Source organism: Streptomyces sp. NPDC111606 (assembly GCF_055656945.1).
Map to the genome: position 1 here is coordinate 794,667 of NZ_JBVKBY010000002.1, position 13,721 is coordinate 808,387.

At 71.1% G+C, this 13,721-nt stretch carries 11 protein-coding genes; 3 read left to right on the top strand and 8 right to left on the bottom strand.

Going from position 1 to position 13,721, the window contains the following annotated elements; translation table 11 throughout:
* Positions 1–11: 11 nt before the first annotated feature.
* Positions 12–1,040: an LLM class flavin-dependent oxidoreductase gene (locus ACZ7M7_RS11470; RefSeq protein ID WP_383602540.1), complete on the bottom strand. Its 1,029-nt coding sequence runs from the start codon at positions 1,038–1,040 to the stop codon at positions 12–14.
* A 223-nt stretch (positions 1,041–1,263) separates the two neighbouring features.
* Between ACZ7M7_RS11470 and ACZ7M7_RS11475 the strand changes: the two genes are divergently transcribed.
* Entirely contained in the window at positions 1,264–1,596 is a 333-nt protein-coding gene (locus ACZ7M7_RS11475; protein ID WP_472115088.1) for an ATP/GTP-binding protein, read from the top strand.
* Positions 1,597–1,603: 7 nt separating this feature from the next.
* Here ACZ7M7_RS11475 and ACZ7M7_RS11480 read toward each other — a convergent pair whose 3' ends face one another.
* The 7 genes from ACZ7M7_RS11480 to mce all read right to left on the bottom strand — a co-directional run bounded on the left by ACZ7M7_RS11480 (position 1,604) and on the right by mce (position 11,356).
* Positions 1,604–2,473 carry an ABC-2 transporter permease gene (locus tag ACZ7M7_RS11480; protein WP_383602534.1) on the bottom strand — a complete coding sequence of 290 codons (870 nt, stop codon included), beginning with the start codon at positions 2,471–2,473 and terminating at the stop codon, positions 1,604–1,606.
* On the bottom strand, positions 2,470–3,771 hold the full coding sequence (locus ACZ7M7_RS11485; RefSeq protein WP_472115091.1) for an ABC transporter ATP-binding protein: 1,302 nt from the start codon (positions 3,769–3,771) through the stop codon (positions 2,470–2,472). Before ACZ7M7_RS11485 ends, ACZ7M7_RS11480 begins: the two co-directional genes overlap by 4 nt.
* 121 nt (positions 3,772–3,892) lie before the next feature.
* Positions 3,893–4,663 (bottom strand): ABC transporter permease, encoded by a 771-nt coding sequence (locus tag ACZ7M7_RS11490; protein ID WP_383602528.1) that lies wholly within the window; start codon positions 4,661–4,663, stop codon positions 3,893–3,895.
* Positions 4,664–4,665: 2 nt separating this feature from the next.
* Positions 4,666–5,628 carry an ATP-binding cassette domain-containing protein gene (locus ACZ7M7_RS11495; protein ID WP_472115094.1) on the bottom strand — a complete coding sequence of 321 codons (963 nt, stop codon included), beginning with the start codon at positions 5,626–5,628 and terminating at the stop codon, positions 4,666–4,668.
* Between the two features lie 86 nt (positions 5,629–5,714).
* Positions 5,715–6,650, bottom strand: coding sequence for a coiled-coil domain-containing protein (locus ACZ7M7_RS11500; protein ID WP_328879272.1), 936 nt, complete (start codon positions 6,648–6,650; stop codon positions 5,715–5,717).
* A 183-nt stretch (positions 6,651–6,833) separates the two neighbouring features.
* Positions 6,834–10,682, bottom strand: a complete 3,849-nt coding sequence (gene scy, locus ACZ7M7_RS11505; RefSeq protein ID WP_472115097.1) for a polarized growth protein Scy — start codon at positions 10,680–10,682, stop codon at positions 6,834–6,836.
* 233 nt (positions 10,683–10,915) lie between these two features.
* Positions 10,916–11,356: a methylmalonyl-CoA epimerase gene (gene mce / locus ACZ7M7_RS11510; protein WP_472115100.1), complete on the bottom strand. Its 441-nt coding sequence runs from the start codon at positions 11,354–11,356 to the stop codon at positions 10,916–10,918.
* A 147-nt stretch (positions 11,357–11,503) separates the two neighbouring features.
* Between mce and ACZ7M7_RS11515 the strand changes: the two genes are divergently transcribed.
* Positions 11,504–12,706: an acetyl-CoA C-acetyltransferase gene (locus ACZ7M7_RS11515; protein ID WP_383602513.1), complete on the top strand. Its 1,203-nt coding sequence runs from the start codon at positions 11,504–11,506 to the stop codon at positions 12,704–12,706.
* A 34-nt stretch (positions 12,707–12,740) separates the two neighbouring features.
* Positions 12,741–13,697: a methylmalonyl Co-A mutase-associated GTPase MeaB gene (gene meaB, locus ACZ7M7_RS11520; protein WP_363046224.1), complete on the top strand. Its 957-nt coding sequence runs from the start codon at positions 12,741–12,743 to the stop codon at positions 13,695–13,697.
* The last annotated feature ends 24 nt before the right edge of the window (positions 13,698–13,721 follow it).

Consider the following 13,721-nt stretch of genomic DNA (forward strand, 5'->3'; position numbering starts at 1 on the left):
GACCGGGCGATTCAGCCGAGGTGGGGGAGGACTTCGGCGCCCAGTCGCCGTACGTTCTCCTCGGTCGCCGCCAGATCGCCCGAGCCCTCGACCAGCAGGGCGAAGCGGGAGATCCCGGTCCGCTCGCTGGTCGCCGCCAGGCGGTCGGCGCACAGACGCGGGGTGCCCACCGGGTGCAGTCCGCAGAGCAGTTCGGTGTACGCCAGCGGGTCGCGCATCGCGCGATGACGGCCGTCCACCGTCACATGGGCCTCCAGGCCCTGCCGCAGCCACCCCGGCATCGCCTTCGTCAGCGCCTCGACCGCGTCCGTGCGCCGGTCCGCGATCTGGCAGACGCCGGCCGACACATGGGCCGCGCCCCGGATCTCGTCGGCGGGCCGCCCGGCCGCGCGGGCACACTCCCGCCACAGGGCGACCATCTCGGCCTTCTCCTCGTCGCCCACATGCATCCCGAGCAGCATCGGCAGCCCGCGCTCGGCCGCGAGACGCACACTGTGCGGTGACGTACACGCGACGACGACCTCGGGCCCCGTGGCATCCGTGAGGCACTCCGACGGCCTGGGTACGACGGGGACCTCGCGGAAGCTGAACTGCTCGCCGGCGGCCGCGACCGACGGTTCGCGCAGCCAGCGCAGCAGCAGGTCGAGTGATTCGGGGAACCCCTCCTCGTACGCCTGCAGACCCGAGCCGAACACTTCCAGGTCGACCCAGGGGCCGCCGCGCCCCACGCCCAGCGAGAACCGCCCGCCGGAGGCGATGTGCAGCAGCGCGGCCTGTTCGCCGAGGGTCACCGGGTGCGCGGTGGGCAGTACGCTGACCGCCGTGCCGACCCGCAACCGCCGGGTGCGGCCGAGCAGCAAAGCGGCCAGCGTGATCGCGGACGGACAGGTGCCGTACGGCACGAAGTGGTGCTCGGCCAGCCAGACCGTGTCGAGCCCCGCTTCCTCGGCGACCTCGGCGGAGCGGACCGCGCGGTGCAGCGCCTCCCCGTCGCCCTGTCCCGGGAACCGGGCCGCCAACACGAAACTACCTACGTGCATTGCCTTTTCCTGCTTCCTTGGCTCCGACGCGGAGCTCCCCCACCCGGCATAACCGTCTGACACGTGCCGAGGACACGGCTTGACGAAGAGATTTGCGGATTGTCTGCAGAATGCTTCGTCGGAGCGAGGGACTTGTGGGGGTTGGTGCCGTACGACTAGCCCTGACCGCGCCGCGTAGGCTGGACGCGGTTCCCGCATCCTGTATAGCCCCGTGAGGTGTTCCGTGTCCCCGCGTCGCAATCGACCCAAGGGAGTCGGCTCGTCCGGAAGCAGCGCCGAGGACGACCGTTCCGGCCGGTACGGCGGCTGGCAGTCCACGGAGAACTGGCAGGGCGAGGAGTGGAACGTGCGGCACGTGGCGGGCGCCAGCGCGCAGGGCAAGGCGTACCGCTGCCCGGGCTGCGACCAGCTGATCCCGGACGGCGTCCCGCATGTCGTCGCCTGGCCGGACCACGTCGGCGTCGACGACCGCCGGCACTGGCACAAGGCGTGCTGGAACGCGAAGGACCGCCGCACCACGCGGGTGCAGCGGTCCCGGAACTCGCCGAAATTCTGAGCCGGACCTACACGTCCCGCTTCTCCAGCAGCGCGTAGGCGCCGGCGAAAGCGACCGCCGTCACGGCGAGCATGATCCACAGCGGGTCCCAGCCGGACGGGCCGGTGTCGGTGAGGGACTGGGCGTAGAAGACGCTGAGCTGGTTCGGGATGGAGTACTCGAAGAGGGCCTGCTGAAGGTCCTGCAGGGACTCCGAGAACATGAACAGCGCGAGCACCAGCGGCGCCAGCACGACACCGATCATGATCGTGATCGCGCCCGCGGAGTGGCGGATGATCGAGCCGACGACCAGGGAGAGCAGGCCGAGCAGCGCGATGTAGAGCGAGATGCCGACCGTGCCCTTCAGCCACTCCTGGGTGCTGGGCTCACGCGCGTCCAGCATGGCCACGTCGGCGAGGGCGACGAGCACGGCCGACGCCAGCGTCACCACGAAAGCGACCGCGAAGAACACGATCGACTTCGCCAGCAGCACCCGGCCGCGGGTCGGGCAGGCGGTCATCGTGGTCCGGATCATGCCGGTGCCGTACTCCGAGGCGGTGGTCAGCACGCCGAGCGTGATGATGCAGATACTGCCGAGCAGCAGCCCGAAGAAGCCGAAGGCCAGCGGGTTCTCGCCGCTCACGCTGCCGTCGGAGGAGTTCGCGGCGACCAGAGCGGCGGCGGCCAGGCCGATGCCGATGACGAGCACCACGAAAACGCCGAGCGTCCACATCGTGGAGCGCACCGACCGGATCTTCGTCCACTCGGAGGCGAGCGCGTGCCCGAGGTGCGTGCGCACGACGGGGATCGGCGAGGTGTAGGTGGGGTACGACGAGCCGGGCGCCGCCTGCCAGTTCGGTGCGGCGGTCTGCGGCATCGGGGGCTGGGGCGTGCTCATCGGGCGTCCTCGGGCGTGGTCGGGGCGGAGGGGGCGACAGGCGGCTGAGCGGGCGCCTGCTGGGGCGCGGGCGCGGCGAAGGCCTGCGGGGCGGCGGGCTGGGCCGGAGGCGGCCCCTGGAGCGCCTGGGGCGCCTGCTGGGCGTACGGGTTGGCCGTACCGGCGCCCGGGGCGGTGCCGGGCGCCGCGGGAGCGCCGTAGGGACCGGCGGGCGCATGGCCCGGCGCGCCCGGCATCGGCTGACCCTGCGGCGCGGCGAACGGCTGCCCGCCCTGCTCGGGCGGCGGCGGGGCGTACCAGCCGGGCTGGCCCTGGCCCGGAACCGGCATCGGCGGCTGCGCGCCGGGCGCCAGCGGCTGCTGGAGCCCGGTCTTCTGGTCGACGGTCGAGCGGTAGTCGACGGCGCCCTGCGTCATCCGCATGTACGCCTCCTCCAGCGAGGCCTGGTGCGGCGACAGCTCCCACAGCCGTACGTCGGTGTCGTGCGCGATGTCGCTGATGCGGGGGAGCGCCAGCCCGGTCACCCGGAGCGCGCCGTCCTGCTCGGGCAGCACGTGCCCGCCCGCCTCGGCGAGCGCGCCGGCCAGCTTCTCGCGCAGCTGCGGCTCGGTGTCGGGCGTACGGACCCGGGCGAAGCCGGCGGAGTTCGCCGCGATGAAGTCCTTGACGCCCATGTCGGCCAGCAGCTGTCCGCGCCCGATGACGATCAGGTGGTCGGCGGTCAGCGCCATCTCACTCATCAGGTGCGAGGAGACGAAGACGGTGCGGCCCTCGGCGGCCAGCGACTTCATCAGGTTCCGCACCCAGAGGATGCCCTCGGGGTCGAGGCCGTTGACCGGCTCGTCGAACAGCAGCACCTGGGGGTCGCCGAGCAGCGCGGCGGCGATGCCGAGGCGCTGGCCCATACCGAGCGAGAAGCCGTTGGAGCGACGCTTGGCCACGTCCTGGAGGCCGACCACGCCGAGTACCTCGTCCACGCGCCGGGGCGGGATGCCGGACAGCTGGGCGAGCGACAGCAGATGGTTGCGGGCCGCCCGGCCGCCGTGCACCGCCTTGGCGTCCAGCAGCGCGCCGACCTGGCGGGGGGCGTTGGGCAGCCTGCGGTACGGGTAGCCGCCGATCGTGACGTGCCCCGCCGTCGGATTGTCCAGGCCGAGGATCATTCGCATCGTCGTCGACTTGCCCGAGCCGTTGGGGCCCAGGAAGCCGGTGACGGCTCCGGGCCGCACTTGGAAGGACAGGTTGTACACAGCGGTCTTGTCGCCGTAGCGCTTGGTCAGGCCGACTGCCTCGATCATGCTCCGCACCCATCGAAAGGTTCAGGACAGCGGGGCACACGCCCCCCGTAAGGGTTAGGAGGATACCGAGGCGCTGACGGTTCCACTCAAGAGCAAGTAAAACCTCGTGCCAACCGTGACCCTACGCGTCCCGTTTCTTCAGCGTGATGTAACCGCCCGCGAGCGATGCGATCACCCACAGCAACATGATCGCGAGCCCGCCCCAGGGGCCGTACGGCTTGTCGTCGTCGATCGGGGTGACCACCTGCATGATCCTGCTTCCGGCCTGGTCCGGCAGGTACTGGCCGATCTTCTCGGTGGCCGAGACGTTGCCGAGGATGTTGGAGACCAGGAAGAAGAACGGCATCAGGATGCCCAGCGACAGCATCGGCGAGCGCAGCATCGCGGCGACGCCCATCGAGAACATCGCGATCAGCGTCATGTAGAGCCCGCCGCCGATCACCGCGCGCAGCACGCCCGGGTCGCCGATCTCCGCCCGGTGGTCGCCGAGCATCGCCTGCCCCAGGAAGAAGGTGACGAAGCTGGTGGCCAGGCCGACGATCAGCGCGAGGCCGGTCGCCACCGCGATCTTGCTGGCCAGAAAGGTCCCACGCCGGGGCACCGCGGCCAGCGAGGTGCGGATCATGCCGGTGCTGTACTCGTTCGAGACGACGAGCACGCCGAACACGATCAGTGCGAGCTGACCGAGCGTCATCCCCGCGAAGCTGATGAAGGTCGGATCGAAGGAGAGCCTGTCCCGCTCGCTCATGTTGTCGAACTCGCTGTTCGACAGGCCCGAGATCAGCATCCCGAGGGCGATGGTGACGACCACCGCGAGGGACAGCGTCCACACGGTGGAGGCGACGGACCGGATCTTGGTCCATTCGGAGCGGACGACCTGCGTGGCTGCCATGCCTAGCTCCTCCTCCAGTCGTCGCCCCACTGCGGCCCCGGCTCGGGCAGCAGCGGCGCGCCGGTGTGCGCGTGGTACTCCACCGACTCAGCGGTGAGCTGCATGAACGCCTCTTCCAGGGAGGCCTGCTGCGGGCTCAGCTCGTGCAGCACGATCCCGTGCCGCGCCGCCAGCTCGCCGATCTGCTCGGCCTTGCTGCCATCCACTTCGAGGGTGCCGTCACCCGTCTGCACGGCAGTGATCCCGGCCGTGGGCAGGACGTCGAGCAGCCGCTCCCGCTGCGGGGTGCGGATCCGGACGTACGACCGCGAGTTGCGCTCGATGAAGTCGGCCATGGACGTGTCGGCCAGCAGCCGCCCCTGACCGATGACGACGAGGTGGTCCGCGGTCAGGGCCATCTCGCTCATCAGGTGACTGGAGACGAACACCGTCCGCCCCTGGGCGGCCAGGGACTTCATCAGGTTCCGGATCCAGTGGATGCCCTCGGGATCGAGCCCGTTGACCGGCTCGTCGAACATCAGGATCCGCGGATCGCCGAGCAGCGCGCCCGCGATACCGAGCCGCTGCCCCATGCCCATGGAGAAGCCCTTGGTCTTCTTGCGCGCGACCGCCGTCAGCCCGACCGTGTCCAGCACCTCGCGCACCCGGCTCCTCGGGATGCCGTTGCTCTGGGCGAGGCACAGCAGGTGGTTGTAGGCGCTGCGCCCGCCGTGCCAGGCCTTGGCCTCGAGCAGCGCGCCGATGTACGTCAGCGGGTCCTTGAGCTGGTCGTAGCGCTTGCTGTCGATACGGACGCCGCCGGCGGTGGGGTGATCGAGGCCCAGGATCATCCGCATGGTCGTGGACTTCCCGGCGCCGTTGGGGCCGAGGAACCCGGTGACGATGCCGGGTCTGACGGTGAAGGTGAGGTTGTTGACCGCCACCTTGTCGCCGTACCGCTTTGTCAGCCCCTCGAGCTCGATCATGCCGACCACGCTAAAACGCCGCAAAGCCCCCTGCCACCGGAGTGGCAAGGGGCTTCACAGATGTTCAGACGACGTACGCCGAACGGTTACCGGGTCTGCTGCGCCGGAACACCGCGGGAGATCGGCTCGTCCTCGGCCGGGGTGCCGGCGGCGGCCACCGCGGCGCCCGTGAGGGTCGCCAGCATCTCGCGGACGTTCGTCAGCTGAGCGTTGATGCTGTCGCGGCGGTTGGTGAGAGCCGCGAGCTCGCGCTCGGATTCCGAACGGATCCGGTCGGCCTTGGCGTTCGCGTCGGCCACGATGTCCTCGGCCTGGCGCTGAGCCGTCTCCACCGTCTGGCGGGCCCGGCGCTCGGCGTCCGTGCGCAGCTTCTCGGCCTCCAGACGCAGCTGCTCCGCGCGGTGCTCGATCTCCGCGAGGCGCTTCTCCGCCTTCTGCTGACGGGACGCCAGGTCGCGCTCGGACTGCTCGCGGCGCTTGGCGAGGTTCGTCTCGAAGTCGGCGGCGGCCTGCGCGGCCTTGGCGCGGGTCTCCTCGAAGAGGGCGTCGGCCTCCTCGCGCTTGGACTGCGCGTCCTTCTGGGCCTCGGCACGCAGCTGCGAGGCGTCACTCTTGGCCTTCTCGACGATGCGGACGCCCTCGTCCTCCGCCTTGGACTTGCGCTCAGCAGCGAACGATTCTGCGTCGTTGCGGACCTGCTGGGCCGCCGACTCGGCGAGCTCGCGGTGCTGCTCGGCGGCGCGGCGTGCCTCCTCGCGCAGATCCTTGGCCTCTTCCTCGGCGAGGCGGAGGATCTTCTCGACACGCGCGCCGAGACCGGCGTACGACGGCTCGGCGTCGGTTACCTGGGCCTGGGCGTTCTGCGTCTCGAGGTGGAGCTCCTCGATGCGCTTTTCCAGAGCGGTGATGCGGGCCAGAGCGCTGTCGCGGTCGGAGACGAGCTTCGAGATGCGTTCGTCCACCTGCGCGCGGTCGTACCCACGCCGCACAAGCTCGAAGCCGTAGGGGGAAGTGTCGCTCATGGGGTTCCTGTCGAATGAGACCGGTGAGGTGATAAGTGGAATCCTAGGGGCCGAAGCGGTGTGTCATCGAGCGGATACGTGTTTGATCTGGAGAATGAGACCCCTTTTGAGTGGCTAACCGTCGGACGGCTTGCCAAAAACTTGGTCAAAGGCCCCAGGAGACACCGGAACCCGCTCGGCCCGCTAGCTGTCTGACGACTTGCCACCCGATCGAGGGGCGCCCACTGTCGCACCTGCCTTGACCCCGTTGTCCTTGGCGCCGCCCGGTGTCTCGAAGGACTCCAACGCCTCCAGGACGTCCTGGACACGGGAGATTTCGGCGTTGATGTCCTCCCGGCGCCGGACGAGGACCTCCAGCTCGCGCTTGCCCTCCTCGACCGTGCGCTTGGCCTCGCGGATCGCCTCGGCCCTGAGCTCCTCGGCCTCCTTGATCAGCGAGGAGCGCTTCTGCTCGGCCTCCTTCAGCAGGCCCTCGGCCTTCTTCACGGCGGCGATGCGGACCTTGCCCGCCTCGGAGTTGGCCTCCGAGACCAGTTCCTTGGCCTTCGCCTGCGCCTTGGACAGCTGCTCCTCGGCGGCCTTGATGAGCGCGTCGCACCGGTCGCCGGTCGACTTCATCGTCTCGGAGGCCTCGCGGCGGGCCCGCTCGTGCAGCTCCTCGATCTCGTTCGTGATGCGGTCGCGCAGCTCCTCGGCGCGCTCCCTTATCGAGGTGGCGTCCCGGCGCGCGCCGACGAGCAGCTCGTCCGCGTCCGTACGGGACTTCTCCACCCGCGAGTTGCCCTCCACCGTCGCCTCGGAGACCAGCCGGTCGGCCTCCTTGCGGGCGGCGCCCACCATGGTGTCGGCCTGCGCCTCGGCGTCCGCGGTCGTCTTGTGCGCCTGCTGCTGCGCCTCGGTGAGCAGCTTGTCCGCCTCGGCGGTGGTCTCCGTGATGAGCTTGTCGACCTGCTCGGCCACGTCCTGGCGCCGCTTGCCCGCGTCCTTGCGGGCCTCGTCGAGGGTGCGCTCGGCCTCCTCACGGGCGGCGGACACGAGCCGCTCGGCCTCCGCGGCCGCCTCGGCCTTGACGCGCTCGGACTCGCTGCGGGTGCGCTCCGCGTGCTGCTGGGCGGACCCCACCGTCTCGGCGGCCTCGGCGCGCAGCCGCTCCGCGTCCGACGTGGCGTCCCCGACCAGCCTCTCGGCCTTGGCGAGCGCCTCGGTGCGCACCCGGTCGGCCTCCGTGACCGTCTCCGACTGCAGCCGCTCGGCCTCGGAACGTGCCTCGGTGATGAGGGTGTCGGCCTGCGTCGCCGCGTCCGAACGGATCCGGTTGGCGTCGTCGCGGGCGTCCGCGCGGGTGCGGGACGCGGCCTGCTCGGCCTCGGCGATCTTGTCGGAGGCCTCGGTACGGATCCGCTGCGCGTGCTCGGTGGCGTCCGACCGCAGCCGGTCCGCCTCGGCGATGGCCTCCCCGACGGTTCGCTCGGCGAGGGACTTGGCGGCGGCCGACTCCTCGTTCGCCTCGCGCCGGATGCGGCCCGCGTCCTCGCTGGCCCGCTCCCGCTCGGCGTAGGCGTCGGAGCGGACCCGGTCCGACTCCTCCTCGGCCTCCCGGCGGGTACGGTCCGCCGCGTGCTCGGCCGCGCTGCGCAGGCCGGTGATCTCCTCCTGGGCCTGCTCGTGCAGCCCGGACACGGCGTCGCGGACCTGCTGGGCGTGCTGCTCGGCCGCGGAGACCATCTCGGTGGCGCGCCGGTCGGCCTCCTCGACCAGCCGCACCGCCTCGGTCTGCGCCTCCTCCACCCGGCCCCGGGCGACAGCCAGCAGCTCCTCGCTCTGCTCGCGGGCCCGCTCGCGCTCCTGGTCGGCCTCGTGGCGGGCGGAACCGAGGAGGTCCTCCGCCTCGCGGCGGCGCCGGGTCGCCTCCTCCTGGGCGGCGGCCAGCGTCTCGGACGCCTCGGTGCCGAGCCGCTCGGCGGCGGCCTGCGCCTCCGCACGGACCCGGTCGGCGGTGTCCTGTGCCTCCGACTTCAGCCGCTCGGCCTCGGCCGCGGCCTCCGACCTGAGGCGTACGGCGACGGCCTCGCCCTCGGCCCGGGACGCGGACGCGTCCGACGCGGCCTCGTTGCGCAGCCGGTCGGCCTCCTCCTCGGCCTGCTGCTGGAGGGTGCGGATCCGCTCGGCCGCCTCGGCGCGCAGCCGGTCGGTCTCCTCGCCGGCCTCGCGCCGGATGCGCGCGGCCTCCTCGCGGGCGTCGGTGAGCGCCTCCTCGGCCGTCGCGAGCCGCTGCTCGGCGTCGGTGTGAAGGCGCGTCAGCTCCTCGGCGGCCTCGGCCCGGCGGGCGTCGACGCCGCGCTCGGTCTCCTCGCGCAGCTCACGGGCGGCCTGCTCGGCGTCGGCCTTGATGCCCTCGGCCTGCTCGACGACCTCGTCACGGTGCCGTTCGGCCTCCTGACGGGTGCGCTGGAGGGTCTCCTCGGCCTGCCGGCGCAGCGTCGTCGCCCGCTCGATGGCCTCGGTGCGGACCTTCTCGCTGTCCGTGGTGGCCTTCTGGCGTAGCTCGTCCGCGTCCTGCCTGGCCTTGGACAGCAGCTCCTCGGCGGTCTTGGCCGCCTCCTCGATCTGCTGGACGGCCTCCTTGCGGGCCTCCGCGCGGATCTTCTCGCCCTCGGCGACCGCCTCGGAGCGCAGCTGCTCGGCATCGCCGCGCAGCCGTCGGGCCTCCTCCTGGAGCTCGACGGTCTTGGCGCGGTACTCCTTGGTGTCGTCCTTCGCCGAGCCCTTGAGCTGCTCGGCGATGTCGTGCGCCTCGGCCCGCAGCCGGTCCGCCTCGGTTTCGGCCTCCGTGCGGATCCGCTCGGCCTCCTCGGCCGCGGCCTTGGTGGTGTTCTGAGCGTCTTCCTGCGCCTTGTTGAGGACGTCCTCGGCGGTCTTGGCCGCCTTCGACAGCTGGGTCGCGCTTTCCTCGGCGGTGAGCGTGCGGGCCTTCTCGGCGGCCTCGGCGACGATCTTCTCGGCCTCCGCGCGGGCGTCGGCGACGACCTGCTCGGCGTCCGACTTGGTGCTCTCGGCCTCCTTGGTGGCCTCGCTGACCAGCCGGGCGACCTGCTCCTTGGCCGTACGCATGCGCTGTTCGTTGGCCGATTCGGCGCTCGACAGGGCCTTCTCGGCGGCCGTCGTGGCCTCGGCGACCAGCTTCTCGGCCTCGGACTGCGCCTTGCGAAGCGCCTCCTCGGCCTCCGTCATGCGCTGCTCGGCGGCCCTGCTGAGCTCGGTGGCCTGGCGGCGGGCGCTGTCCGACTCGGTCGCCGTGGAGCTGCGCAGCTGCTCGGCGTGGTCGGTGGCCTCCAGGGCCTGCGTGGACGCAGCGTTCAGCAGCCGCTCGGCGTCCGTGCGGGCCCGGAGCAGGATCTGCTCGGCCTCGGCGCGGGCCTCCTCGGCCGCGCCCGTGAGGCGCTGCCGGGCCTCGCCGGTGAGCCGCTCGGCCTCGGTACGCGCGGCCGACATGGCCTGCTCGGCCTCGGCACGCGACTCGTCGAGGAGCCGGCGGGCCTGCGACTCGCTGCGGGCGCGCAGCTGCTCGGCCCACGCCACGTTCTCGTTGACGTGCGACTCGACGGTCTGGCGGCGCTCGGCCAGCTCCTGGTCGAGCTGCTGGCGGCGGGTCACCGCCTCCTGGTGCAGCTCGGCCTGAAGACGGGCCGCGTTCTCCGCGTGCTCCTGAAGGATCCGCTGGGTCTGCGCCCGGACCTGGCTGAGCTCGCGCTCGGCGTCCTGGCGGAGCTGGTCCGCCTGGACCTGGGCATTGCGCAGCAGCTGCTCGGCCTGATAGCCGATGTCCCCGCCGTCGAAGGCGGGCCGGGACATGATGGTCCGCCGCGCCTCGTGCAGCTTGGCGCGCAGCACCTCGACCTGGTAGCCGAGGTCCTCGGCGTGCTGGATCGCCTTTTCCCGCTCGGTCTTCAGCCGATCCATCTCGGCCTCGAACCGAGAGAGGTGGTCGACGTCAGCCGCCGGCTCTCGCTCCTGGCGTTCGTAGCCCCGCACTGCGCGGTCCCATCCGTCCCCTGGTCGCAAGTCTGTCCGTACGAGCACCGTCCATCCGCCGAACGGGGCCCCCGGGGAATGGTGTCAGATCAACGGCGGAGCACGGGCTGTTGCCCCACCCTCGCCCCCCGAAACCCGGACCCCGGCTCGGTCCCGCCGTCAAAAGGCAGGACCGGGTCGCCCTGGACTGAGCGGCGACCGCCCCCAACCCTACCGGCCCATATGTACGAGGGTCAGTGCTCAGGTGACTCAACGGGCGCCGAAGTGACCAGTTCTGTCAGTACGCCGTGGCAATCCTTCGGGTGCAGGAAGGTGATTCGTGACCCCATGGAGCCGCGCCGGGGCTCTTCGTACAGAACGCGTACGCCCTTGCCCTTGATGTCGGCGGCGTCGCCGTCCACATCCGCCGTACCGAAAGCGATGTGGTGGACACCCTCGCCGTTCTTGTCGAGCCACTTGGCGACGGTGGAGTCCGGGCGGGTGGGTTCGAGAAGCTGCAGGTAGGAGGCACCGCCGTCGGAGGTGCCGTTGATCTTGAGCATGGCCTCGCGGACGCCCTGCTCCTCGTTGACCTCGGAGTGGAACACCTCGAAGCCGTAGGTGGCCCGGTAGAACTCCACGGTCTTGTCCAGGTCGAAACAGGCGATCCCGATGTGGTCGATTCGCGTCAGCATGGAATTCAGTGCAGCGCGACGGCGATGGTTACGCAACGTGCCAGCGATCACACCGACGGCCCGGTGACGGCACGGAGTGCCATCAGTACATTCGAAGTAAACCCTCGTTCACTCCTCGGCAGTGCAGCCGGAAGGGGATCGCACCTCATGTCTGGAACGAACAGCAGTACCTCGGTGATCGTCGCGGGGGCCCGTACGCCCATGGGACGGTTGCTGGGCTCGCTGAAGTCCTTCTCCGGAGCCGACCTCGGCGGCTTCGCGATCAAGGCCGCCCTCGACCGTGCGGGGATCGGCGGCGACCAGGTGCAGTACGTGATCATGGGCCAGGTGCTGCAGGCCGGGGCGGGGCAGATCCCGGCGCGCCAGGCCGCGGTCAAGGCCGGCATCCCGATGAACGTCCCGGCGCTCACCATCAACAAGGTGTGCCTGTCGGGCCTCGACGCGATCGCGCTCGCGGACCAGCTGATCCGCGCCGGCGAGTTCGACGTGATCGTCGCGGGCGGTCAGGAGTCCATGACCAACGCCCCCCACCTGCTGCCGAAGTCCCGTGAGGGCTTCAAGTACGGCGCGATCGAGATGCTCGACTCGATGGCGTACGACGGTCTGACCGACTCCTTCGAGGGCATCGCCATGGGCGAGTCCACGGAGAAGCACAACACCCGCCTCGGCATCCAGCGCCCCGCGCAGGACGAGATCGCCGCCCAGTCCCACCAGCGCGCCGCCGCCGCGCAGAAGAACGGCCTGTTCGAGGCCGAGATCACCCCGGTCGAGATCCCGCAGCGCAAGGGCGACCCGGTGCTCTTCAGCAAGGACGAGGGCATCCGCGGCGACACCACGGCGGAGTCCCTGGGCAAGCTGCGCCCCGCCTTCTCCAAGGACGGCACGATCACGGCGGGCTCGGCCTCGCAGATCTCCGACGGCGCCGCCGCGGTCGTCGTCATGAGCAAGGCCAAGGCGCAGGAGCTCGGCCTGGACTGGATCGCCGAGATCGGCGCCCACGGCAATGTGGCGGGTCCGGACAACTCGCTCCAGTCCCAGCCCTCGAACGCCATCGAGCACGCCCTGAAGAAGGAGGGCCTGGAGGTCGCCGACCTCGACCTGATCGAGATCAACGAGGCCTTCGCCGCCGTCGCGGTGCAGTCAATGAAGGACCTCGGGGTGTCATCGGAAAGGGTGAACGTCAACGGCGGAGCCATCGCCCTGGGTCACCCGATCGGCATGTCCGGTGCGCGGCTCGTCCTGCACCTGGCCCTCGAGCTGAAGCGGCGCGGCGGCGGCGTCGGCGCGGCCGCCCTGTGCGGCGGTGGCGGCCAGGGTGACGCGCTGATCGTGCGGGTACCAAAGGCCTGAGAACTCGTACGTTTCCTTTCTGAACGGAGCAGTGATGCAGGACGTCTCCACACTCGTCGCCCAGGCGAGGGAGGGCCGGCCGCGGGCCGTGGCCCGGCTGATCTCCTTGGTGGAGGGGGCGTCCCCGCAACTCAGGGAGGTCATGGAGGCACTGGCGCCGCTCACGGGCAACGCGTATGTCGTCGGGCTCACGGGTTCGCCCGGAGTCGGCAAGTCGACATCCACGTCGGCGCTCGTGACGGCGTACCGCAAGCAGGGCAAGCGGGTCGGCGTCCTGGCCGTCGACCCGTCCTCGCCCTTCTCGGGCGGCGCGCTGCTCGGCGACCGGGTCCGGATGTCGGACCACGCCTCCGACCCCGGCGTCTACATCCGCTCGATGGCGACGCGCGGCCACCTGGGGGGCCTTGCGTGGGCCGCCCCGCAGGCGATCCGCGTCCTGGACGCCGCGGGCTGCGACGTGGTGCTCGTCGAGACGGTCGGGGTGGGCCAGTCGGAGGTGGAGATCGCGTCCCAGGCGGACACGAGCGTCGTCCTGCTGGCCCCGGGCATGGGTGACGGCATCCAGGCGGCCAAGGCGGGCATCCTGGAGATCGGCGACGTGTACGTCGTCAACAAGGCCGACCGTGACGGCGCCGACGCCACCGCCCGCGAGCTCAACCACATGCTCGGCCTCGGCGAGTCCCGCGGACCCGGCGACTGGCGCCCGCCGATCGTCAAGACGGTCGCCGCCCGCGCCGAGGGCATCGACGAGGTCGTGGAGGCCTTGGAGAAGCACCGCGCCTGGATGGAGGAGCGCGGGGTCCTCACCGAACGCCGCCGTGCTCGTGCCGCCCGCGAGGTCGAGACCATCGCCGTCACCGCCCTGCGCGAACGCATCGCGGACCTGCACGGCGACCGCAGGCTCGGGGCACTGGCGGAGAAGATCGTCGCCGGCGAGCTGGACCCGTACCGGGCGGCGGACGAACTGGTGGAAGGGCTTACGGGGGCCTGACCTCCGAAGCGCCCCGGGAGTTTC